Genomic DNA, 23846 nt, shown 5'->3' with positions numbered 1-23846 from the left:
TTTTTCATCGAAGTCTAGGGGCTTTTTTATATCTTCAAACTGCATAATGATCTTATGAAGAGTGGTACCTTGACGCAAAGCTTCTACCCTAGGAGCAGCTGCATATTGCCTGATATTCTTCCTCCAGATAACCGTAATATTGCTTGCGGACATTATTGTTAGGAATCCCCAATACCAGTTTGGAGCCACGCGTGCCCTTGATGGTCAACATGCCATAATAGTGATTGGAACTTAGCGCTTTGGTTACAATCATAGTAAGAGTGGAGCATACTCAAAAAAATCAGCCACTCCGTATGGTACTTCCTTAACTTTTTCCATATTTTGTTACCTTTCCAAGTGCAAAGATACAACTATTTTTCAAGATACCAAGCTTTTTAAGAAGAAAAAGGCAAATGCCAGTTTACTATCCAGCATTTGCCTCATTACTCGAGCTATATCTCGCCTTATATTTACATTACTTTATCTTCCTTACTTCAGCTTCGGCTTCAGTTCATCCGGAGAATCCTTGGTAAACATATTCACGGGTGGCGCCGATTTCGTGAAGAGATTTTCAATCACCTGCTTATCCACCTCCATTGCCGGCTGGAAATCATCGCTCATCATATACTTCAGGATGGCATAACGCATCAGGTTTGCCACCAGGCGATGTTCCAAGTCGCTGGTTACATCCATCGTAGCCATCAGAAGCTTGCCTCTACCCACCTTGGCTTCAATCATCATACCGAGCTTTCGACTCACGTGCCAGGTATCTATCGGCTGGATTGCCGGCTGATAATCCTTCGGGAACTCACGGAGATTCATCACCTGCGCCTTGTTCAGCAACTCCCACCAGTTCAGGTTTGCCCAGTCATCCGTAGGGAAATTTCTGAAGAGTGGATGAGCCTTGTCGATGGTAGCACCCGTGGTATGAGGCGGACGCATCTTAAACCAACTGGTGTTCCAGAACACCGGCAGATAGGTTTGCTTCACATCTTCGCCCATCTTCACCTTTCCGGCAGCCAGAAGCAGCACCTTGCCACCCTTCTGCAACACCTTCTGTGCCTTGGCATCCAGACTATCAGCAATATAGATATCCTTAAGCGCCTTGGTATTCGGCATCTCTATCTGAGATGGATACACCCAGAAATCCCAATGGTTACGGGCTACAGGAGCATTGGAAGACTTCACCTGAATCTCCAAGACCAATTGCGATGGAGACGGAATATGGAGATGAGGGAAATCCAGGGATACATTGCCTAAACCGATGTTCTTACCCACAGGAAGCGAATTCTGATTATTAGCAAGCGAATTACCTGGAAGCGAAGACTTTCCTATTTTTCCGGAAGCCAAAACCTGCTGATTTTCGTCCTTCACCTCGTATGTAACCTCCGCATTCTGCAACGGCTCGTGATACGCATTATAGAGTTCCACAGGAACCTGCACCTTGTTTTCTGAAGAGAAAACGAATCTCGGGAACTTAGCCAGAGGAACGATTGGCGAACAGAACTCCGTCCAATCCTTGGCATCACAATATCCCTTTTCTTTCCAATGCACATTCAATACGCCCACAAGAGCAGTACCCTGTCCGCTATAATCATTCAAGCCCAGCAACTGGAAGCCAGCATAATCCTTGGTTCGCAGATTGCGTTCTAAATCATACTTATATGCCAAGGTCTGCAACTTACCGCTGGCATGAAGGAACTTCTCAGCCTGACTCGCCATACCGTTATCTCTCAGCAAATCAGAAAAGATCTCGAAGTTGCGGGCCTTATAGGCTCCCGTGTATTGCGAAATCTCCTTGAAATCAGGGAAGGCGCACCACTGGCCCATCTCGTGGGTCACTCTAGGATCGTTCACATCGAAGGTTATCGGCGTTCTGCCCTTCTGAACCACACGGACCATATCCCCATCGAAGTTGTCTTCCGATTGCGGAGCCTTTTTGTCCCAATCCAATCCACGTGCACCACCCTTTACATGATACTCGCTTTTAGGATCCCAGGCCCAACCGCCACCAACGGATGTGCCACAATATACACGGCGCTTATCTCCTGTTTTCTTCCATTCTTCCACAAAATTGCCTACCCATTTCACCCAGTTTCCCGCAGGTTCATTGCCCGCAGCAAGCATGCAGAAGCTAGGATGATTGCCATATTTCTCAACCATTCGCTGGGTTTCCTGCATCAGATAATGGTCGATGGTCATGCCATTGCCCAACTTTACACCATGATTTGGCCAAGATGGACCTTCGGGCTGAAGATAGATTCCCACCTGATCGGCTGCCGAGAAAGCTGCCTCGGGAGGACAATAAGAATGGAATCGCATCATATTGAGTCCATACTCCTTGCATTTTCTGAAAATACGGAGCCACGAAACCTCATCGGTTGGCGGATAACCGGTTTCCGGGAAACAGCAGTTGCCCACGGTTCCACGCATCCAAATCTTCTTGCCGTTCATATAAAACTGTCGGCCTTCGATGGAGATCTCGCTCATACCAAAGGTGGTACTGATAGATTCCTTGCCCATCGTAGCAGTCAGGGTATAAAGATTCGGATGGAATTCATCCCAAAGGCGGATATCCTCGCCCATCGGAATAATGACGGAGAATTTTCCATCACTTTCTCTCTTTATTTTAGCAAACGAATGCTTGATGCCACTTACATCAAACTGGAAATCAGCCTTCCGGGCATCCCCCGTCACATCCATCACCACCTTAATCTGCTTTCCCTTTACATCAGGATAAACCTGCAGGTTGCGGATATACTGCTGCTGATGCGCCTGCAATTCCATTTTGCCGATGATGCCGTTCCAGTTGCCCTGGGTCTGGTCGGTTACGCTATGCGAATCCTGACCCACGCATACATTTTCTATGCCATTATACACCTTGATGCTGATTTCATTATCCTTGCCATATATAATATAAGGTGTAACATCAAACTCATGAGGCACACTCAGCGAAGAATCCCTGCCCGCCAACTTGCCGTTGATATAAACCGAAGTCTCTATATGAGGACGTTCCAGATAGAGGATAACGCGCTGCTTCTTCCACTCCTTAGGCACAAACACCGATTTGCGATACCACGCATTGCCGATGTAATGCTTCTCTGGGGTGAGGAAGAAAGGAAACTTCATGGTTCCCTTGATGCGATGCTTCCCATTCGCCAGCACTTCCTCCTGGCGATATTTCTCCATATAAGGATTGAAATAGAAGGAAGAATCATAAAGACTTCCTGTCCATTGCGTATGGGTACAGACATCATTACCCTTGCCGTTGGTGAGCATCGATCCCGGCAACTTAACTACATCCTCATAGGTAGGCGCATCTCCCTGCGAGAATCGCCACTGCCCCGAGAGGTCAATCTTATTCTTAGAGTCGACGCCCTGTGCCTGCAAGGAAGTACAAGCCATCAAGCCCATTATCAATACAATATTTCTCATTGATGGTTGAATCATTTATTGTTGAGTTATTTCTAATTTCACGATTTCTTCTCCCTCCTTCGCCACATCTGCTTCGCGAGGGAAATAAACCGGCATATCTTTCTGCAAAGGAAGAATGCGGAGTTCCAACTTCTGGCAATCGGCAGGCAGGCGCCACAATCCCATCAGGAACGGACGGCCGTTATAGAAATTATCAGCCACCAGTTTGCCATCGGCATAGAGTCGGGCACAATCACCACGATATTGAATTTGCAGGAGATTTCTGCCCTGCAGCATTTCAGGCGAAAGATTTAGCTGATAAACCGCAGCCTTCTTGAAGTCAGCATCAGATGGTTCCTCTGCCACTTTCTGCACACCCATAGTTATCTTGCGAACGCTCTCTGCTTCCTTGATTTTCTTGAAAGAAGGAGCCAGTGACATCATTGATTTTCCTTCCTCCTGCAGGAACAGATGTTCCGCCGTCTTGGAATCTACGAGATAGATGTTCTTATAAACAGGTTTGGCGATACCCTTCGCCTTCACATTCTTCAGCACCTTTCCATCCACTGCAATCTCGGTAGGAATACCCTTGATCTGTTCCAGAAAGATTTTTCCATCCCGCTTGGCAATCAACTGTGCCGTAGCATATCGGATGCCATCGATATTCACCGGGAAGATGCACATCGCTCCGGCAGGAACCGTCATCGGACGCTGAGGGAACTTCACGCCACATACCTCAAACTGCACATTCTTCCTGGCAGACAACTGCTGCAATCGCTCATAGTTATTAATGAAAACAAAACCGCTCTTATCTTTAGAACGAAGCGACCAGCGAAGATGAGAATCATCACCCTTCTCTATATCCTGACAGCATGGGAAACTAGCCTCCATCGGAGCCAGTACTTCTGCATAATCATGCATAAAGAGATGCAGTTTGCGGAGCATGAAATAATGAGGATTCTTCTGTCCGAATTCACCCAATGGCGCCTGGAAATCATACGTCTTTACCGGCATATCATTATAATTGGTAGCCTGAGTGCGCTGATTTTCATTCAGATAAACCGCACTACCATCGTCCAGATCACCCGGCATCATCGCAGTAGGATTGGTTCCGCCATGATACATATAATATCCCAGCAGATTGCTTCCGCTACCCAACTTGACGATAGCCAGCGAATATGCATCTTCCGGATAAATATACGGACGACGATGATAGGAAGTCATCATACCTCCACCCAGTTCGCAGGTGAAATAAGGATAGGCTTCATCCCCCTTGTTAATCTTCGCCTCTTGTTTGCCAAGCTGTTCGGTAGCGATTGCCGTACTGCTTCGGAAAGCCTTGAAGTTGAAAGCCTTGTAGTAATTACCAGCAGTCTCCTTCAGGCTGCGCTCCCAGAAACCATCGGCATAGTCGCCATAAAGCGGAACCATCTCGCCGAAAGGCACCGGCGTTTTCAGTTCAGGCCATCCAGTACGGGTATAGAAAGGCAAATCGAAACCTATCTGCTGGGCTATCTTCTTCAGCGCCATCAGATAACTACCCCTGCCACGATATTCATTATCAAACTGTGCCGCAACTACCGGACCACCATCTTTCCATTGTAACCCCTGCACCTGCGAATAAATCTGACGATAAAGTTCGGTCGTATATTTCAGGAAAGTGGTATTCTCCTCTCTCATCTTGCATCCCTTGGTAAACATCCAGTCAGGTATGCCACCATTGCGAACCTCGCCATGGCAGAAAGGGCCCAGTCGGAGAACCACCGGCATCTCTTCCTGTTTACATACCTCAAGGAAACCACGAAGATTGCGCTGTCCACTCCAGTTGAACACACCTTCTACTTCCTCCACATGGTTCCAGAACACATAGGCGGCAATCATGGTAACGCCACCCTGCTTCATCTTCCTTACTTCCTCTCTCCACTCATTCTGAGGGATTCGAGAATAATGTACCTCGCCCATCACCGGCACCACTCGCTTACCATCGAAGATGAGGCTATGCTTATCCCATCGGATAGATTGCTGCGGAATCTGTGCCTGGGCTTCCACCGGATGAAATGAGCTTGAAATTACAGCCGATACCAATAACGAATACACTATAATCTTTGTCTGGTTATTCATTTTTATCTGTTTTAAAGTTTAATATGCTTTTTTCGTTTGCAAATATAACTATATAAATACAAAATAGAAATATAATATCGTCCGAAAATATGAGATATCTATCATTTCATACCAAATCGCTTTTGTAATCAGATATATTCATATAACATCAATTGTTTTAATGATGCTGCAAAAGTACAAACAAAAAGGGGAAAAACAGATAGACTTATTAGCAGAAATACATAGACTATCTTATGATTTGAAGAAAGAAACACCGGAAAATAGGACAAGTCTCAAAAATATTTTGTATTTTTGCAGAAAAAATACAAGAAAGCGATGGAAAATATCAAAATAAAAAACGGATTTCAAGGGGAACGCTCATTGGTAATGCCGGAGATGATTCTGGATCTGGCAGATTCAGACCCGGTATTGCGGACCTTGCATATCACAGATATAGGCTACTATCCACACGCTACCTATCATTATAGAGAACGGACGGAGCCCATCGACCAATGCGTGCTTATCTATTGTGTAAAGGGAAGCGGACATTACAGCATCGATGGCAAACAATATAAAGTAAAAGCCAACCAATACTTCATCATTCCAGCCAATACATCCCATGCCTATGCCTCCAACAACGGCGATCCCTGGACCATCTATTGGATTCACTTCAGTGGCACATTGGCACACATCTATGCCGAAGGTGCAGAGATGCCAACCACGATATCCCCCAATCTGAATTCAAGGATAGCTGACAGAAACAACATCTTCGAAGATATGTTTCTGACCCTATCCGATGGATATAGCTTGGAAAATCTGCGATACACCTCATCGCTCCTGCATTTCTATCTCGGTTCGTTGCGCTATATGCCACAATACAGGAAATTCCACAAGAGAGAGGAACAAAATGATAACGAGATACATAGCATCATCAATGCTGCCTTGAAATATATGGAGGAGAACATAGAAAAATCTATAAGTCTGAAGGAACTTGCTGACTATACAGGTTATTCTGTCTCCCACTTTTCTGCTATTTTCAAAAACAGCACAGGACATAGTCCATTGAGTTATTTCAATCTTCTAAAAATAAATAAAGCCTGTGAACTTCTTGAAACAACAGATATGAAAATCATTCAAATCAGTTACAAACTGGGAATAGATGACTCTTACTATTTCTCACGTCTTTTCACAAAGACTATCGGAATATCACCCAAGAAATATAGAGAAAAAAGGATTGCAAAAAAAGATTGAAAAAACATAGACTTTCTTACGATTGCCTGCAATAGCCCTAAGAATAACCAAGAATAACTAAGAATAAGGGACCTTACTGTGATAACAAGTAAGATCCCTTTCCTGAAAAAACAACTCAATCCTATGAAGAAAACATATATAAACAGAGCACTACAACTTAGAATCCTAATTCAACCAATGTCTTGAACGACAAGATGCCCAAGTGATTGACATCCAAGGCAGAAGCCTCAGCAAGATAACGCTCGGCATGTTTCTTGTCGCCCAATCCCTCGAATCCAAGCGCAAGCATGTACTTGCAATGAATCTGGTTAGAGAGGTTCAAGTTGCCCTCCCATATCTGAAGATCTGGCAACGATACTGCAAAATAATCCATCACTACATCCTCGAAGAGATGGTTCTTACCATAGTTCACGAGCTTGTAGAATCTGCCGTTAGCCTCGTCTTGTCTGCCCAACTTAAAGAGAGCCAATCCCTGATAGAAGATCTTGTCTGGCTTGGCATCGTTGTAGTAAATGGCTGCTGCTGGCTCCTGAGGTCCCTCGGTAGCCTTCTCCCAGCACTCCTTGGCCTTTTCCTTCTCGCCCTTAGCTTCGTAAGCACAACCCAAGAAGTAATAGAAGTCATTCTCCTGGGCACCATAGAGTTTGCCTTCACCCAAATGATGAGGATACTCCAGACACTGCTCCAGCAAAGTTATGGCCTTGTCATTGTCATTTGCCACCAAGGCTTTCTTCGCCAATTCCAGACGAGAGAGCTGATACTGTCCGCTCACCTTGCCTTCGCCACCTTCCCATGGGTGGAACTGGTGGGCATCAAGCTTCTTCATTGCCTCCTCATACTTACCTGTCTGGTTCAAGAGGGTGATTTCCTCCAGTAAGAGGTCGTCACGCTTGGCTATCAACTCTGGATAATTCTGGAGATTTGCCAATCTATCGGCATGAGCCTTACCCATACGCTTGTAGAGCTGGTCTAGCTCCATCAAGATACGAGCATCGGTGGTATCAAGCGCAAACGCCTTCTCCATGTGAACAAGGGCTGTATCCTCTTCATGCAACTTATTGAACTCAGCCAAAGCGAGGTTGCGCCATACTGTTGGGAACTGAGCATCCTTTGCAGCAGAATTTTGCCAATAACCGATGGCCAACTCATACTGACGCTTGTCATAATAGAGACAACCGAGATAATAATTGGCCTTGCTACCCAAAGTAGCATCTGCCTCACCCTCGAAAGCGCTCAAAGCTGCCTTCAAGGCAAGTGAAGCCTCAGCGCGGTTAGGGAAACAGTAATCAGATGCATATTTCTCAGCCTCCTTGAATGCTTCCGTATCGCCAATCCATCCCATATAATAATAGGTCATCGGTGTAACCGCACCCTGCTCAATAGCAAGTTGCCATATCTGGAGAGCCTCAGCATAGAGACCAGCAGAAACATAGTCGAGTGCCAATTCATCGTAGTTGTTTGACATGCCGTGCATCATCTCTGCCACCTGCTCCATATATTTCTTGTCATCTGTCAAGAGATACAACTCATAGAGGCAGTGATAGTTGAAGCGGTCGATGGCAAGCGATGCCTCACACCACTCGATAGCCTCCTGCTTGCGGCCTGTCAATCGCAAGATAGAACCCTTCAAGCCACGTGCCTTGTGGTTATGGGTGTTGCGGATGAGGCAGCTCTCAATCTCCTCCTCGGCATCGTCCATGCGATGTTGCATCACGGAAATCTCTGCACAAGAGAAGAAGCCTGCATCCTGCCAAGCGGCATTCCATGTTGACTTATAGAACATATCATAAGCCTCATCCATCTTATACTGATACTTCAAGGCAAGACCCAAGTTGAAGATAGGCTCGCCATCGTATGGGTTAGGATTGCGCTTCATCAATACCTTCACGGCACGACGGAGATATTCCTCCGCCTTGTCGAAACGACACTTACGGATATACCACAAGCCGAGGGCGTTATTACAACGATAGTCCATAGGGTCGCGACGGAGAGCCTCCTCGTAGTAATCCACTGGGCTGTAAGTGGCATGACGATACTGCTCCAAGTGAAGACCTGTGAGATAGAGCTGGTCATTGGTCTTGATCTGCTCTGGCAAGAGGGCTGCCTCCGCAGGGTCAGGGATAGGACGAATCTCATCTGGCTCTGCATGCCATGACAAGAGATGCTTGCCTTCAGGAGAAGTCAACTCGAAAGTGAGCTGGCCGATGCAGCTATCGCCTACGGCAACCGTCTCGTCCAAGAGGTTCTCAGGATCAACGGCAGCTTCCTTTTCATAATATACAGTGCCATCGTCATTGCGCAAAACCACCTTCACCTGCTGCTTGGAAGTAGCAAACAACTTGAAGTTCACCTTGCCTGTGGCATCAGCAGTCGTCATCTTGCCATCCTCATCCACCATATTGATGTTCATGATCAAGTCCTTGGTGGCACACTTTACGACTCCCAACTCACGATATGGCATGAAGTACTGGGTGAATCGCTTCTCCTCGTATGGCATGAGCCATGTGAAGTCAGGCTGGTTCTCGGTGAACACACCTGCCATCAACTCGATGTATGGACCATCAGTATCGGTGAGGTTGCGGTCCCAAGCCTGTCCGAAGTCGCCATTACCCCATGTCCACTGCTTCTTTCCTGGAGAAACATGGTGATTGGCCACATGGAGCATACCAGCCTGTGTATCATTCTCATAGCCACCCTCAAAGTCGAACTTAGAGTTCACGCCCATGTAGGATGTAGGCACCTTGATGTTCTTATAGTTGGAAATATCCACACCAGCGGAATAGTCCATCTTATAATAGGTACCCGTGGCGATAGGGAAACTGCTCACGGCACGCTTGCCATGGTCAAACACGGCATTGATGTCCTGAGGGAACACACTCTGGTAATAGTCGTTCACAGCCACGGCAGGATTCGCCCACCAGAGGAAAGTCTGAGGCATGTTGGTACGATTATAGAGGCGACCCTTGATTTCGAGATAAGCCTTGCCAGGACGAAGTGTGAATCCAGCCATACCCTTCTGATGGAACATCTTTTCCATCTCGTTCACCCATACGGTAACAGAGCCATCCTCGTTCTCCTCGATGGTGCTATCCACTGGTAGATAGGTACTTGGACGATGGTGCTGAGGCCAGTTGAACTCGATACCACCACTGATCCACGGACCAGTCAAGCCCACCAATGCCGGTTTGATGACATGATTATAATATACAAAGTGACGCTTTTTGATCTTATCGTATGCCATCTGCACACGACCGCCCAACTCGGGCAGAATCATCACCTTGATGTATTCATTCTCAATCCAGATGGCATGCCACTCCTTATCTACCTTTTCATCGCTGATACGCTCAATGACTGGATAAGGATAAACCACTCCACTCGAACCCTGATAAACTCGTTTCTCCAGGAAAATAGGATTCTTCTCAGGGGTTCCAACCTCATAAGTTGGAATCACCACTGTTTCTCTCCAAGCTTTAACCATAATTATTTAATGTTTTATTAATTCTTTTTCCAATTCTTCGAGCGATTTGCCTTTGGTCTCCGGTAACATCAGGGAGACGAAGAGGAAACCACCCAGACATACTGCACTATAAATCCAGAAGGTGCCATAACTGCCCAGTGCCACATTGAGCAATGGGAATGTATAAGTAAGCGTAGAACTTCCCACCCAGAGGGCAAAGGTACTGGTAGCTACCGCTACGGCACGCACCCTGTTGGGGAAGATTTCAGCTAAAAGCACCCAGGTAACAGGTCCCAGGGTCATCGCATAGCAGGCGATGGCTGCCACTACCAGAACTATCATAAACCATCCTGTAATCTGGAAGAAATAACAGATATGCCCAGGATGAGATAGATGCCGCAAAGTCCGCTGGCACCCAGCTTCATCAAGGCCTTTCTTCCCCATTTATCTACCGTGAAAATGGCAACAAATGTAAAGATAACATTGGCTATTCCCGTTACCACGATATTGAAAAGCACATCGCCGATGGCATAACCTGCCGATTGGAATATCTCCTGCGCATAATTGAAGATGACATTCGTTCCGCACCATTGCTGGAAGAAGGCAACCACCACACCCAGCAGGAGCACCTTGCGATAAGGCTTGCTGAACAAAGTCTTCAGTCCTGCCTGCGAGGAGTCCTTTTCGTTTGCCTCTCTCACGGCCTGCAACTCAGCCTGCGCATAGCTGTTTCCACCGATCTTATTCAATGTAACGAAAGCTTTCTTTTCTCTATTTTTCATAGCCAGCCAACGGGGACTCTCAGGAATGAAACAAGCCATCACACAGAATACTGCCGCAGGAAAGGCTGCCGCCCAGAACATCCATCGCCAAGCCATCTGTCCATTCCAGGATGCAGCAATATCCGCTGAGAGGAAAGAAGCTGGGATAGGTTCTGCTATCAGCCAATTGGTTATCTGTGCCGCCAGAATACCAAGCACGATGGTCAATTGGTTCAGCGAAACCAATTTTCCCCTGATGGAAGTAGGTGCCACCTCTGCAATATACATAGGTGAAAGTCCTGAAGCCACTCCGATACCGATGCCTCCGAAGAAACGGGCCACCAGAAAGTAGCTGAAGGTGTCAGCCATTCCCGTTGCTATCGCTGAGAAGAAAAAATCAGGGCGGCAACAATCAGAAGCTTCTTTCTTCCGATACGGTCGGCAAGTGAACCGCAGAGCATCGCTCCTATCAGACAGCCTATCAAGGCGATGGTCATCGCCAAACCTTGGTCTGAAGGGTTATCGGCTATCTGATAATACAGTTCGTAGAAGGGTTTAGCACCGCCAATCACTACCCAATCGTAACCGAACAGCAATCCACCCATCGCCGATACCAGACAGATGAAATACACAAATTGTTTGTTTATTGTTTCCATGCTAGTTGTTTTTATTTGTTTTTTCCGGGTGCAAAGATATCGCTTTTATCGGAAAGATGGAATAGAATAAAAGCGGAAAATAATGGAGAATCTTATGATAGCCATTCTGATATTCATAAAAAATAGTGGTTTGCGAAGAAGTGTAAAAAACATCATTTATAACAAAAAAAACGTGGATGCTACCTTACATCCACGTTTTTTTTGTTTTTTTATTCAGATATTCATCTCATTTTCAAGATAATCTCTTTCCAACCTTTGCGGCAACAAACGCTATCATCAAGCCCAGGCAGGCGGCAATGCTGATGGCAATGCGGAGACCGGTAGCCTCAGCCAGCCATCCGATAACCGGTGGTCCTACCAGGAAACCGAAGAAACTGATGCTCGAAACGATGGTGATGGCAATGCTCGCCTTGATGGTTCCGAGTTTTCCTGCGATGCTGTAACAAATAGGCACCGATGAAGAGATGCCGAAACCTACCAGCAGGAAGCCCAAAGTGGCAGGAATCAGATAAGGCAAGGCGGCAGCCAGCCACAAACCGCCCAATATCAAAGCACCACAAACCTTCAACACCCTGGCTGGTCCGTATTTCGTAACAAAGCCATCGGCTAGGAATCTACCCAAGGTCATCGCTCCCATGCCAGCCACATAGCCTGCACGGATAAAAGCCTCATCGGGTTTTACAACAGAAGAGAAATATACCCCACTCCAATCGTAAACAGTACCTTCACAGAACATGCCGGCAAATCCCATCAATCCCAGGAGAAACAGAATCGGGTCAATGGTCTTGAAAGAGAACTTCGGCACATCCTCCTCTTCAGCCTTTGCCGTAGCATCATCTACCAGATATCTGAATCCGATGGCGATGATAAGAAGGCTCATCACCAAGACAGCTCCAAAGTGAACCTCTATCGGAAGCAGGGTATTGGCAAAGACGGCTCCAATGATACCGCCCGAGAATCCGCCCAAACTCCACAGACCATGAAAAGAAGACATGATGTTGCGCCCATACATCTTCTCCACCAGACAAGCCTGCGTATTGGTAGCGATGTTCATCAGATTTGCCATCATTCCGAAAGCCATCAGAGAAAGAATCAGCTGGAATACCGTACTGCTGCTTCCCATACAGAACAATACGAAAGCATAGAGCACCTCAGCAAGCAGAATCATCTTCCTGCTGCCAAACTTACTCACCAAAACGCCCGAAAATGCCATCATCAGAAGCTGGCCGATGGGAATGGCGAAAAGCACCGTTCCCAGCTGTCCGTTGCTCAAGTGCAACATCTGTTTTACATCCGGAATACGGCTTGCCCAACTGGCAAACACCACTCCCGGCACAAAATAATAAGCCGCAACAGCCACTCGCTTGCGGGCTAAATCTCCCAAGTGATTCAAACTTACAGTCATCCCTATTAATACCTTTATTTATATATACCTATTTTATTTGCGGCTGCAAAATTACAAAAAAAAGCAGAAAAAGAGTGATATTTGAACAAAAAATATAGCTCGGTATGAGATTTTTGACGTACCTTTGCACTCAGAAAAAGAATTAAAAACAAACTAGCAATGAAGAAACAGACAATGATTACCCTAGCACTCGCCTTGACTTTGGCGATGCCAGCCATGCCCGCCTTCGCCCAGAAGGCGATGAGCAAGAAAGAAATCGCAGAAAAAGAAAAGACATTCAAGAACCTTCAGCATCCTTGGAAGGGAAAGAAGGTGGCTTATTTCGGTGACTCCATCACCGATCCAAGAATCAAGGCATCGAAGGTGAAATACTGGGGATTCCTACAGGATTGGCTCGGCATCACCCCATACGTTTATGGCGTGAGCGGCAGACAGTGGAACGATATTCCCCGACAGGCTGATCTACTCCAGAAAGAGCATGGCGATGATTTCGACGCCATTCTCATCTTTATGGGAACCAACGATTACAACAATGGTGTGCCTATCGGTGAATGGTATGCGGAGACTTTCGACAGCGTAAAAGTAGCCCTTCACAAGCCAAGCGAAATGGTTCAGCGTCGCCACCGCCACTTTGCCATGGACAAGAATACCCTGAAAGGTCGCATCAACATTGCCATGTCGAAGTTGAAGCAGATGTATCCTACCAAGCAAATCGTCATCATGACACCAATCCACCGTGCCTACTTCGGAAGCAGCGACAAGAACATTCAGCCAGATGAGATGTACGAGAACGTACGTGGCATCTTCTTCGATGAATACGTGAAGGCGATTAAGGAGGTGGGCAATGTTTGGGCGGTGCCGGTCATCGATCTCAACTCCCTTTCCGGTCTCTTCCCTCTTTACGATGCAGGTGCCCAGATGTTCAACAAGCCGGATACCGACCGTCTTCATCCTAATGATGCCGGTCATTCCCGTATGGCAAAGACCATCATGCAGCAACTCTCTGCTTTGCCTTGCATGTTCTAGAAAAATCGCAAGTACTTGCATCATACATCGCAAGTACTTGCATTATACATCGTAAGTGCTTGCCCGATGCTTCTGGTCAAACTCAGACACATTATATCAGGAAACATGGAAATGAACTCGAAAAAATTATTTTCCTCCCCTGCTACTATAGAGCCGGGCCATCAATGCTCCACTGATATTATGCCATACACTGAAGATAGCACCAGGAATAGTAGCCATCGGATAGGCTGCAAAATGAAGAGTGGCCAAGGAACTGGCAAGACCCGAATTTTGCATACCAACCTCAATACTGATTGCTACACACTTCTTGTACTCTAACTTCAAGAGCTTTCCGATGCTAAAACCAAGGAGCAAGCCACAAATGTTATGAAGCATCACTACCAAGATGATGAGTAAGCCACTAGTCAAGAGTTTCTCTGCATTATGCGATACGATGATGCCAACAATAAAGGTGATTGCCACTGATGAGAAGGCAGGAAGATAACCTACCGCACGACTTGTAAAACGAGGACAATACTTCTGAATGACAAAACCTACCACTATCGGAAGTATCACAACCTGAACGATGGAGAAAAACATACTCAGAGCATCGACATGTACAAAAGTTCCTGCCATCATCCAAGTAATCAATGGTGTAAGAACAGGAGCCAGCACCGTGGAAGTCATCGTCATTCCGACAGACAAAGCCAAGTCACCCTTTGCCAAATAAGTAATGACATTGGAAGCAGTACCGCCAGGGCAGCATCCTACCAAGATGACCCCCAAAGCCAGTTCTGGCGACAGATGGAATACTTTCGCCAATACCCAAGCCATCACCGGCATAATGATAAACTGTGCCAAACATCCTATGATGACATCCTTAGGACGACTGAACACAATCTTGAAGTCATTGGGATTGAGTGTCAGGCCCATACCAAACATCACCAATCCCAGCAAAGGATTGATATAAACCGTATCTACCCATACAAAACTTGCAGGCAACAATAGCGAAACTACGGCTGTCAGCAAAACAATCACTCCCATATATCGGGAAATAAAATCACATATTCTCTTCATCTTACCTTTCTCTCTTATGGGTTGCAAAATTACAAAGAAATATCGAGAATGCTACATAATTAGCATATAAAAATGGGAGATTGCAAAAAAATCGCATTTTTCGCAATCCCCTGATACATTTACCAGCAATATACAATGCCTCGCTTCTTGCACTCACCTTGCAGGGCGGCGAGGAAGTAACTGCGCTCGCTGCCCCAACCACGAACCTTGCGCTCGTGATCCACGGTCTGCTTCAAACGCTCATCGCTGTAAGCAGCAAAGCGGGCTGCATACTCTGAAATTCTTGACTCGGCATAACCTGCATCAACAGTTGAAGACTCGGCATTAGCTGCCATTACACTCTCATTATTCTTTAAATCTGAATTTGGATTCATAAAGATAATTATTTTAAGTTGTTAAACACTTACGCATTCTTTTACCACCGTGGTTATCTCTATGCGAAACTCGGTTGGTGTGCCGCAACTGGGCAACTCTTAATGCTTGATTTCGGGTGCAAAAGTACATCATTATTCTGAAACCACCAAATTATTTCGGGATTATTTTTCTTGTTTTTTTCCTTCTTCTAAAGAAGAAGATTTTTCGGGGTAGCAGATAGCAAGGAAATACCCGACTTGATTAGAAGAGATATACTCGACTTGATTGAAAGAGATATCCTTTAATGGTTAAACTTTCCTATATTTGCATTATAATAGTATTATAATAATAAAATTATAATTACCTTTGTAAATTGACAATCAGAAAGATACAAACAATTGAAATATAAAAACAAAGAATGATATGATACAGCAAGTAGAATTTTCATTGCGCCCGCTTCCTCGCGGCTTTCACCTCGTAACCAACGAGGTGATGAGGAACTTGCCAGCGCTGCCTAAGACGGGGATCCTGAATCTCTTCGTAAGACATACCAGTTGCGGATTGTCGCTGAACGAGAACTTCGACCCGGATGTGAGACATGATTTGAAGGGTATCTTCGAAAGACTGGTTCCAGATGGCGACCCAAGATATCTGCATCAGGATGAAGGACCTACGGATATGTCGGCGCATGCCAAATCGAGCATGGTGGGTGTATCGCTCACCATTCCTATTACCAATGGCAGATTGAACCTTGGTACATGGCAGGGGATTTACCTCTGTGAATTCAGAGAGGGAGGCGGAAGCCGACACCTCATCGCAACGATTATCGGTTTGTAATTCCCCACACCTTGCTTCAAAACTGATTGCTGCGGATTGCAAATCCGCAGAGCACCAACAGGTTAGGACATTTTTTGACGGCGGATTGCAAATCCGCCGGGACGCCTGACGGAAGACTTTATGGGACGCCTGGCGATTCTATTTTCTGGATGAATCGGAGGCGTCTTTATCTATTTCACGGAAAAGGCCGAAGTATCTCTTGCATACCCAGACGATGCCTACTACCATTGCTATGACGAGGATTCCTCTTAAAAATCCACTTAATATCTTTGGCATACAATCCCAAATCGGCAGGAGATGCATCGCAAAACCTAAAACCGCCGTCAATACCAACACACCGATAGTCAAGAGTTTCTCGTTTTTGATAGCTGGCTCAGGATCCTCTACTTCTACCAGATTTCTCAACTGGTATATCTTATAAAAAAAGAATACACCGTTCAGACATAAAAGAACACAGCAAACGATCACTCCACCCACAAATACAGGCTCACTTCCGATAAAATCCATACAACTAATCCATAACCAGAAGAGGGCTGACCATAAAGCTGCATAGCGACCCAACAGGGACAGGTAATATACCTGTCGGGCATTGACAATCTTGACAAAAGGAAAGTCATTGGCCTTTGGATGATAGCTGTGAAGCAAACAAGCAATAGGGAAAAAAGTACCCATTCCAGCCAACAGAAGAAGATAAGGCAAATCATCAGATGTGGCATGAATGATGTTTCTGATGGTGAGCAGCCACATGGCAAGAACCAGGATTCCTACAATAAATTCAAAGACCCTGGCACTTGTAGAACGATAGATCTTGACTTGCGCAAAGATGCCAGCCCGCTCTTCCTTATCGCCATTTTTGAATAAATCAAGCACAAAACTAAATATTTTATTCTTCATCTTTCTTTTCCCCTCCTATTTGATTTGAATCGACTTCTTCCTTCATTTTCTTTGATGCAGCCTTCTTTTTCTTAGGCAGTCTGCCAGCCTTGCGCAGCGCTTCAGCGATGATCCATTGCAGCTGGCCGTTGGTTGAGCGGAACTCATCCTCCGCCCACGCTTCAATGGCACTCATCGTTTCCGAATCAATGCGCAATATAAAACTCTTCGTATTTGTTTCCTTTTTAGCCATACTTTTTTAATGATTCAATGTTCCCGTATTTACTACAGGCTGAGCAGTATCATCGCCACAGAGCACTACGAGCAGATTGCTGACCATGGCAGCCTTCTTGTCATCATCAAGCTCTACCACATCCTCATCACTCAACTTCTGCAATGCCATTTTCACCATCGACACGGCACCTTCTACTATCTTTTCTCTGGCAGAAATAATGGCTGAAGCCTGCTGACGACGAAGCATTACGGCTGCAATCTCCGGTGCATAAGCCAAATAGTTGATGCGAGCCTCTACTACCTCAATACCTGCCATCGCCAAGCGCTCGTCGATGCGAGCCTCCAACTCCTTATTAATCTCATCACTTCCATCTCGAAGCGTAATCTGATTCGCCTTTCCACCCTCGTCATCATCGTAGGCATACTGTCCAGCTACCTGTCGGAGAGCAGCATCTGCCTGAATCTGGACAAAGCGGCCCAGCATGTTCATGATCTGTGCAGCAGAAGCACCGATGCCTGCCTGACCTGTAGAACCCTCAGCCATCGTCTGGGTATCAATCTCGAAGATAGCCTTGTAGGTATCCTTCAGTTTCCATACCAGCACCATACCAATCATAATCGGATTACCCGTCTTGTCATTCACCTTGATAGGTTCGGCATCGAGGTTGCGCACACGAAGCGAAAGTTTTTTCTGACTGATGAACGGATTCAGCCAATAGTAACCAGGCTCTGTAAAAGTACCACGATACTTACCGAAGAAAAGCAATACGCGAGCCTGACCCGGCTCCACCAGGATGAAACCGCAGACGCAGATGATGCTCAGGATGAGAAGCAGTACGCCGCAAACACCACAGACATTTGCCAGCCAGCCTTCTTGCGAAACGCAGGCAAATATAAACAAGCCAACTCCAGCCAGGAAGCCGATGATGTTTAACACTAACATCAGGATGCCATTCAAGGTCTTTCCCTGATACGTAAATTCCTTATTCTCCATAATTTTACTTTATTTATTACGTTATTGATGTTGATATCATTTTGATATCGCAAATATACGATATTAAAATGATATCACAAGGGCAGAAGATAAAGATTTCAAATACTTTAACGTAAAAAGGTCGTTGGGATGATACCCAACGACCTTTTCTCAGATTTTCACCTATTTATATATAGAAAACAGTTTCTATCTTCATATAGAGATAGATCCTGTCTTCTATAGAAATATTAATCTATCACTTCCATTTCTTCCTCTTCTATTTCCTCCTTGATTTCCTTCTCTTTCTTTCCGAACTCAGGATCTATCTTCAGGAAAGCGGTAACCAGGAAGGTGATGGCGCAGCATGCCATCACGATGATGAAGAACAAGCGATAGCCTACCATATCTTTCAGATATCCCGAAACCATACCAGGCAACATCAATCCGAGATAAGAGATACCCGTGCAGATAGAATAATGGGAAGTCTTGAACTTGCCCTGACTATAGAACAACATGTAAAGGGTAAGAACCGTGAAGCCCAGACCGTAACCCAACTGCTCGACGAAAAGACAGCTGGAAACCACGATGAGGTTGCTGTTGAGCGAGTAACTCAGATAGATGTAAACCACATCAGGCAAGGTGATGGCGCAAACCAGAGGCCAGAGCCATTTCTTCATTCCATCCCTGCTCACCAGAATACCACCAAGAATTCCACCCAGCAGCAAACCAATCAATCCCACAGTACCATTGGCAAAGCCATATTCCTGAGGTGACAGTCCCAGTCCTCCCTGCGAATTAGGACGGAGGATGAAGGTCTTGGTCATGGTGTTCAGAAGCGCTTCTGGGAATCGGTAGAGCAAGAGGAAGAGCATCACACAGATGGTTTCTCCCAATCCGAACTTCACGAAGAAGGTGCGGAACATATTCTTCAGTTCGTGAGCCACTTCACCCACCGTTCTGTCCGTCTGCACATCCTCCTTAGGACGTGGCATGAATCGGCTATGATAGAGCCATAATCCGATGAAGATACCTGCCAGACCGTAGAAGATGAGCGCCCATGAGAAGCGAATTTGGTTGCGGAACATCACCTGGAGAACACCAGCCAGCATCACCAGGAATCCATTCACAAAGATGATGGCAAGACGATAGAAGGTGTTTCGAAGTCCCACAAACTTGGTCTGCGTATGTTCATCCAACTCAATCATGTAGAAACCATCCGCAGAAATATCGTGGGTGGCACTGCAGAAGGCGATGAGGAAGAAGAAGCACATCGTTGCCTGGAACCAGAAGGCAGTAGGCAGCGAGAAAGCAATGCCGGCAAGGGCGGCTCCGATGAGTGCCTGCATGGTCAATACCCACCAGCGCTTGGTCTTCAGCAAGTCGATGAAAGGACTCCACAAGGGTTTGATAACCCATGGCAGGGCGAGCCATCCGGTATAGAGACCCACCTGAGCATCGGTCAAACCCAACTGCATATACATCACGACAGAGAGGGCTGTCACGATAACGTTAGGCAGTCCTTCCGCAAAGTAGAGGGTCGGAATCCAAGCCCATGGATTCCGACTATTTTTCTTTGTTACCATTTTACATCACTATTTATAGAGTTTCTTGATTTCAGCACCCTGATAGTAGTGCAGGAGGATGGCATCATACAGATAGCCTTCCTCGCCCATCACGGCTGCACCAATCTGACAGAGACCTACTCCGTGTCCCCATCCAGCTCCGATCAGTTCGAAACGCTGAGGAACTCCCTGCTCATCTATATCATATTTATCCACGATAAAGGCAGAACTGAGGAGATGACTGTCACTCAGCGTGCGGCGGATTTCGAGTTCCTTACCGATGGTGAAGGTTTTCTCCGTACCGATAATCTGGAGTTTACTGATTCTTCCACTCGTTCCCCGTTCTACGGATTTCATATCAAGGATAGAACCCAAGTCCATCTTCAGTCTGTCAGCAATGAGCTGCTGCAGTTTCTCCTGAGTAAGGGTTACCTTCCAGCGATAGAAGTCTACCGTTTCCTGGTCGTAATCGTTCAACACCTGTGAGAGGATTCTCTTGTCCTGCGTGTTGCAGAAAGCAGGAGGGTTGAAGCGGATCCACTTCTCAGCCTCTTCCTCATTTGTCAGATTAGGCAAAGTAGATTCTATTCCTAATGCAATATCCCTCACCGCAGTGAGATAATTCTTCGGTGTATCTTCCCAACAGTACTGGAACTCCTCTGTGACTCCACCGCAACATTTAGAGAATCGGGCATCGCATATCTCATCACCATCCAGGAGCACCTGTCCCTTGGTCTGACGAATAGCCTCAGCGACATGTGGAGAAGTTTCCTTCGTGATTCCCTGGTAACGCTGGCAATGATCATCGGCACAAACATCAAAGATGGTATGGTCTTCGCGATCGTACCAGCGGATGAGCATATCTTCCTTCTTGGTGAAAGAGAAGAAATTGTTACCACTCTCTGCAACATCCCTACGCTTCTTCATCTGCGCCAAAAGCCAGGAACGGGAGATAACGGCATGTGCCTTCAAGAGTTCGAGACTGGAAGTGGCACTCATCTCACTACTGATTACACTCTCCAGATACTTCTCTACAGGCAGTTCGTTGATGGCACAGATCTTATCCGACTCGACCACGAAACGCAATGTTCCGAGGAAAGTCTGGGTTTCCTTGCGCTCCCAATGGAAGTTGACACCAATCGTAACATCGCTCAGCGAGAAGGAAGCGTCCGCACTCTGTGGATGGAAAGTCAAGGAACTATACTGATTACCGTTCCAGAGTACACCACCTTCTGAGAATTCCACCTCCTGTTCGCCGATTACAGTCTCGCCCTTAGCCAGATAAGGTTTATTGAGAGAGAAATGAATCTTCTGTCCGCTCACAATACCCACCTTCACCTCAGGTTCCTTGTCATAACTGTATAAGGCAGAAGTACCGACCTGCAGTTCAGCTTCCTTTGAAGCCTTGAGTTTGGTAACGATGCTGTTCATCTTATCCGTAGAGACACCACATTCCTGCAGAATGGCAGTAGCACTCTCTTCGGTCAACTTACGGAAGTCTTCCTCACGGGGAGTAATGATGAGTCCCGACATATCCAAGGCTCCAGGAGAAACCATCATCTGTGCATCGCCTTCTGCAAAATAAGCCTCAGGGCGGTGTTTCTCTCTAGGAATAACCACAGAGATATACTCATCCCCCTTGCGCCATGCGATGATATTCATCATTGGTTCAGTCTCATCACCACGAACAGGCATCGACTTATAGAGACGTTGGAAAAGAGCCTCATCGCTGTCCTCACTCTTGGAGATGATGACAAAGGCTGGAACAACAAAGTCATGAATCAAGGCAATCTTTTCGTCATCATTCAGAGAAATGATATCAGTAAGGTTGCGAGAAAGTCGCTGCCAATTAGCCTGCAAAGGCAAGATGCCACTGGTACCTGCCTGGAAATGAAGATGATCAGGAGCTGAGGCTCCACACTTCGGACCGTTATAGAACACCATCAACTCGCTATGCAAGCTCAGGAACCGGTGCATCTCACCATAATTCTTATAGATAGACTGTGGCTGATGCTTTCTTGCAGGAATCGTAAAGTGAACAGGCAGAATCGGGAACGGATTCACCAAGAGAAGGAAGCGTTCATCTATCTGTTTTGAAATCTGCTCCTTAGGACGGTTCTTGTCGCAAAGGAAACATGGACGATCACCCAATGTCTTCTTATCAATCTTGGCTCCGGTGCTCACGATGCGTGCCGGATTCCACTGCACTTTCAACTGGTCGGAGAGCTGATGGGTCTCCACATGCTTGAGATCGCGGAAGCGGTGACGGGCATCAGCCCATTTCTCCATCTGGCGATTGAAGAAACGGGAGATACTGCTATCTTCCATTATATCAGCCTTGCCCTGCAACATCTGCTGGCGCGCCTTCAACTCCATGGTGCGAAGACGGTCCTTATAAAGATTATTGGCATTTACCTTATCGATACTCAAGGCAGCATCACTATTTCCTCCCCAACGACGGCAGAGGTAAAGTTCATCGTAGATTCTGCCAATACGGTAGCGACGAGAGAACACCAATCCCAAGGCATAGTCCTCACCATAACTGGTATTAGGAAATTGAATCTGACGGACCAATGGGGTAAAGAAGGCACGAGGAGCGCCCAATCCATTGATACGCAGAGCATTATTACAGCCATTATCTTCGGTCCACTCCTTATGGTCTATCAATCCAGGAGGCAGAGTATTGAGATCGAAATCGCACATGCGATAAGAGCCGATCATCATGGCCGCCTTCTGCTTATGGAAGGCATCTACTATCTTTTGCAGCGTCTTAGGTGACGAATAGAGGTCATCACTATCCAGCTGAACGGCAAACTTACCGCAATGGTCGCTGTTGATAGCCATATTCCAGCAGCCACCAATGCCAAGGTCGTTGCGATCAGGCACAATCTGGACAAGGCGTCCTGCCTGCTTATCATTCCGTTCCTCCATCTCATGGGCAATCTCTGAAAGGATTTCGCCCGTACGGTCGGTAGAATGATTATTTACCACGATAACATTAAACTTGAAGCTGGTCTTCTGACTGAGTGCGCTCTTCACTGCGTCAGCTATCGTCTTTTCACGGTTGAATACCGGAATAATGACAGAAGCCTCGTATTCAAACTCCTGCTCATCAAAATCAGGCTGTCGATAGTAATTGGTATCAACCAAGGCTCCCACCTTTTCGAGATGATGGGTGCAAGCCTTCTCCATCTCTATTTGTACCTCCCGGTTGCGAGGGTTCACATAGTCGAACTGCTTTTCTCCACTCTTTCTGGTATCGAGCTCATCTTCCGTATAGAGGAATTCATTGATATGGAATATCTCTCCCACTCTACTCAGATAAAGACGAAGGTCATAGAGTCCAGCAAACTGATATTCCTGTCTGTCCTGCTGCGCTGCATAGTCGAGAAGATTCTGTGCCTTCACAAGCCAGAGACTTCCGAAATCGAAGTCATCCCGAAGTGAACCAGCTTGATAGTCGATGACCGGATGCTTCTCCAGTTTACCCTCCTGAACAGAGTAATGATCGGAGTATACCATGACCGCTCCCGTATCATCAGCGGTACGGAGGAAACGTTCCAAGGCATACAATCCCCAACGGATAGGAGTAGCTTTGGTACAAATGATTACATAGTCGGCATCGGTGTTCTCAGCAATACTACTAACAGTATTGGAACTCTCCAATCGGTCGACAACGATAAATGTACAACCATCAGGCACTTGATGAGACGCAGCGAAATCAGCACTCACCAAGAGATTGATATGTTGAACTGTCTTGTTGTCATGAAGTTCCAAGAGTGCTTCCTGGGCAACATCCTGGTCTTCACAAGGCAAGAAAAGGTCTATTTTTTGTCTCATTTCTTTGTTTCTATTTTTTCGTTTTTCGTCCCATTTGGGGGCATCAAACTATGTTTTTTATCTTTATT

15 protein-coding genes, 1 pseudogene and 1 riboswitch are annotated in these 23846 nt (G+C 46.2%); of the genes and pseudogenes, 3 read left to right on the top strand and 13 right to left on the bottom strand.

Annotation, left to right across the window (positions count from 1 at the left end):
- Nucleotides 1-88: 88 nt before the first annotated feature.
- The 3 genes from F7D73_RS14415 to F7D73_RS14405 all read right to left on the bottom strand — a co-directional run bounded on the left by F7D73_RS14415 (nt 89) and on the right by F7D73_RS14405 (nt 5514).
- On the bottom strand, nt 89-253 hold the full coding sequence (locus F7D73_RS14415) for a hypothetical protein (RefSeq protein ID WP_153125807.1): 165 nt from the start codon (nt 251-253) through the stop codon (nt 89-91).
- Nucleotides 254-468: 215 nt separating this feature from the next.
- Nucleotides 469-3414 carry a sugar-binding domain-containing protein gene (locus F7D73_RS14410; RefSeq protein ID WP_153125805.1) on the bottom strand — a complete coding sequence of 982 codons (2946 nt, stop codon included), beginning with the start codon at nt 3412-3414 and terminating at the stop codon, nt 469-471.
- A 15-nt stretch (nt 3415-3429) separates the two neighbouring features.
- On the bottom strand, nt 3430-5514 hold the full coding sequence (locus F7D73_RS14405) for a beta-galactosidase (RefSeq protein WP_153125803.1): 2085 nt from the start codon (nt 5512-5514) through the stop codon (nt 3430-3432).
- 315 nt (nt 5515-5829) lie between these two features.
- Between F7D73_RS14405 and F7D73_RS14400 the strand changes: the two genes are divergently transcribed.
- Nucleotides 5830-6744, top strand: coding sequence for an AraC family transcriptional regulator (locus F7D73_RS14400; RefSeq protein WP_153125801.1), 915 nt, complete (start codon nt 5830-5832; stop codon nt 6742-6744).
- Between the two features lie 157 nt (nt 6745-6901).
- On the opposite strand, the gene F7D73_RS14395 is transcribed toward F7D73_RS14400, so the two are convergent.
- The 3 genes and pseudogenes from F7D73_RS14395 to F7D73_RS14385 all read right to left on the bottom strand — a co-directional run bounded on the left by F7D73_RS14395 (nt 6902) and on the right by F7D73_RS14385 (nt 13023).
- Nucleotides 6902-10222 (bottom strand): DUF5107 domain-containing protein, encoded by a 3321-nt coding sequence (locus F7D73_RS14395; RefSeq protein WP_153125799.1) that lies wholly within the window; start codon nt 10220-10222, stop codon nt 6902-6904.
- Between the two features lie 6 nt (nt 10223-10228).
- Nucleotides 10229-11618, bottom strand: a pseudogene (locus tag F7D73_RS14390) (sugar porter family MFS transporter).
- A 232-nt stretch (nt 11619-11850) separates the two neighbouring features.
- Nucleotides 11851-13023, bottom strand: a complete 1173-nt coding sequence (locus tag F7D73_RS14385) for an MFS transporter (RefSeq protein WP_153125797.1) — start codon at nt 13021-13023, stop codon at nt 11851-11853.
- A gap of 159 nt (nt 13024-13182) precedes the next feature.
- On the opposite strand from F7D73_RS14385, the gene F7D73_RS14380 reads away from it, so the two are divergent.
- Nucleotides 13183-14049, top strand: a complete 867-nt coding sequence (locus F7D73_RS14380; protein ID WP_228117758.1) for an SGNH/GDSL hydrolase family protein — start codon at nt 13183-13185, stop codon at nt 14047-14049.
- 126 nt (nt 14050-14175) lie between these two features.
- Here F7D73_RS14380 and F7D73_RS14375 read toward each other — a convergent pair whose 3' ends face one another.
- Nucleotides 14176-15105, bottom strand: a complete 930-nt coding sequence (locus F7D73_RS14375; protein WP_153092194.1) for a bile acid:sodium symporter family protein — start codon at nt 15103-15105, stop codon at nt 14176-14178.
- 119 nt (nt 15106-15224) lie between these two features.
- Nucleotides 15225-15479: a hypothetical protein gene (locus F7D73_RS14370; protein ID WP_153125795.1), complete on the bottom strand. Its 255-nt coding sequence runs from the start codon at nt 15477-15479 to the stop codon at nt 15225-15227.
- A riboswitch (SAM-I-IV-variant riboswitch) is annotated at nt 15479-15590 on the bottom strand. Its footprint overlaps the gene before it by 1 nt.
- A gap of 292 nt (nt 15591-15882) precedes the next feature.
- Here F7D73_RS14370 and F7D73_RS14365 point away from each other — a divergent pair.
- Nucleotides 15883-16296, top strand: a complete 414-nt coding sequence (locus F7D73_RS14365) for a secondary thiamine-phosphate synthase enzyme YjbQ (RefSeq protein ID WP_153125793.1) — start codon at nt 15883-15885, stop codon at nt 16294-16296.
- Nucleotides 16297-16434: 138 nt separating this feature from the next.
- Here the strand turns inward: F7D73_RS14365 and F7D73_RS14360 are convergent, their stop codons facing one another.
- The 5 genes from F7D73_RS14360 to F7D73_RS14340 form a co-directional block, all read right to left on the bottom strand.
- Entirely contained in the window at nt 16435-17190 is a 756-nt protein-coding gene (locus F7D73_RS14360; RefSeq protein ID WP_153125791.1) for a hypothetical protein, read from the bottom strand.
- Complete coding sequence (locus tag F7D73_RS14355; RefSeq protein WP_153125789.1) at nt 17180-17422, bottom strand: DNA-binding protein; 243 nt, start codon at nt 17420-17422, stop codon at nt 17180-17182. The genes F7D73_RS14360 and F7D73_RS14355 overlap by 11 nt, the downstream gene beginning before the upstream one ends.
- A 6-nt stretch (nt 17423-17428) precedes the next feature.
- On the bottom strand, nt 17429-18397 hold the full coding sequence (locus tag F7D73_RS14350) for an SPFH domain-containing protein (protein WP_153125787.1): 969 nt from the start codon (nt 18395-18397) through the stop codon (nt 17429-17431).
- 227 nt (nt 18398-18624) lie between these two features.
- Nucleotides 18625-19959 carry an MFS transporter gene (locus tag F7D73_RS14345; RefSeq protein WP_153125784.1) on the bottom strand — a complete coding sequence of 445 codons (1335 nt, stop codon included), beginning with the start codon at nt 19957-19959 and terminating at the stop codon, nt 18625-18627.
- 9 nt (nt 19960-19968) lie between these two features.
- Nucleotides 19969-23778, bottom strand: a complete 3810-nt coding sequence (locus F7D73_RS14340; RefSeq protein ID WP_153125782.1) for a DUF4922 domain-containing protein — start codon at nt 23776-23778, stop codon at nt 19969-19971.
- Between the last annotated feature and the right edge of the window lie 68 nt (nt 23779-23846).

The sequence above is a fragment of the Segatella copri genome, assembly GCF_009494395.1.
Taxonomy (GTDB): domain Bacteria; phylum Bacteroidota; class Bacteroidia; order Bacteroidales; family Bacteroidaceae; genus Prevotella.
Note: the sequence above shows the minus strand (reverse complement) of the source record. Positions and strands in the feature narration are given on the sequence as shown.

Excerpts from the sequence above, each read along its gene's own strand:
- F7D73_RS14400 (WP_153125801.1), top strand. The coding sequence starts at position 5,830 with ATGGAAAATATCAAAATAAAAAACGGATTTCAAGGGGAACGCTCATTG.
- F7D73_RS14410 (WP_153125805.1), bottom strand. The coding sequence starts at position 3,414 with ATGAGAAATATTGTATTGATAATGGGCTTGATGGCTTGTACTTCCTTG.
- F7D73_RS14340 (WP_153125782.1), bottom strand. The coding sequence starts at position 23,778 with ATGAGACAAAAAATAGACCTTTTCTTGCCTTGTGAAGACCAGGATGTT.
- F7D73_RS14395 (WP_153125799.1), bottom strand. The coding sequence starts at position 10,222 with ATGGTTAAAGCTTGGAGAGAAACAGTGGTGATTCCAACTTATGAGGTT.
- F7D73_RS14345 (WP_153125784.1), bottom strand. The coding sequence starts at position 19,959 with ATGGTAACAAAGAAAAATAGTCGGAATCCATGGGCTTGGATTCCGACC.
- F7D73_RS14360 (WP_153125791.1), bottom strand. The coding sequence starts at position 17,190 with ATGAAGAATAAAATATTTAGTTTTGTGCTTGATTTATTCAAAAATGGC.
- F7D73_RS14380 (WP_228117758.1), top strand. The coding sequence starts at position 13,183 with ATGAAGAAACAGACAATGATTACCCTAGCACTCGCCTTGACTTTGGCG.
- F7D73_RS14355 (WP_153125789.1), bottom strand. The coding sequence starts at position 17,422 with ATGGCTAAAAAGGAAACAAATACGAAGAGTTTTATATTGCGCATTGAT.
- F7D73_RS14385 (WP_153125797.1), bottom strand. The coding sequence starts at position 13,023 with ATGACTGTAAGTTTGAATCACTTGGGAGATTTAGCCCGCAAGCGAGTG.
- F7D73_RS14375 (WP_153092194.1), bottom strand. The coding sequence starts at position 15,105 with ATGAAGAGAATATGTGATTTTATTTCCCGATATATGGGAGTGATTGTT.
- F7D73_RS14370 (WP_153125795.1), bottom strand. The coding sequence starts at position 15,479 with ATGAATCCAAATTCAGATTTAAAGAATAATGAGAGTGTAATGGCAGCT.
- F7D73_RS14415 (WP_153125807.1), bottom strand. The coding sequence starts at position 253 with ATGATTGTAACCAAAGCGCTAAGTTCCAATCACTATTATGGCATGTTG.
- F7D73_RS14350 (WP_153125787.1), bottom strand. The coding sequence starts at position 18,397 with ATGGAGAATAAGGAATTTACGTATCAGGGAAAGACCTTGAATGGCATC.
- F7D73_RS14365 (WP_153125793.1), top strand. The coding sequence starts at position 15,883 with ATGATACAGCAAGTAGAATTTTCATTGCGCCCGCTTCCTCGCGGCTTT.
- F7D73_RS14405 (WP_153125803.1), bottom strand. The coding sequence starts at position 5,514 with ATGAATAACCAGACAAAGATTATAGTGTATTCGTTATTGGTATCGGCT.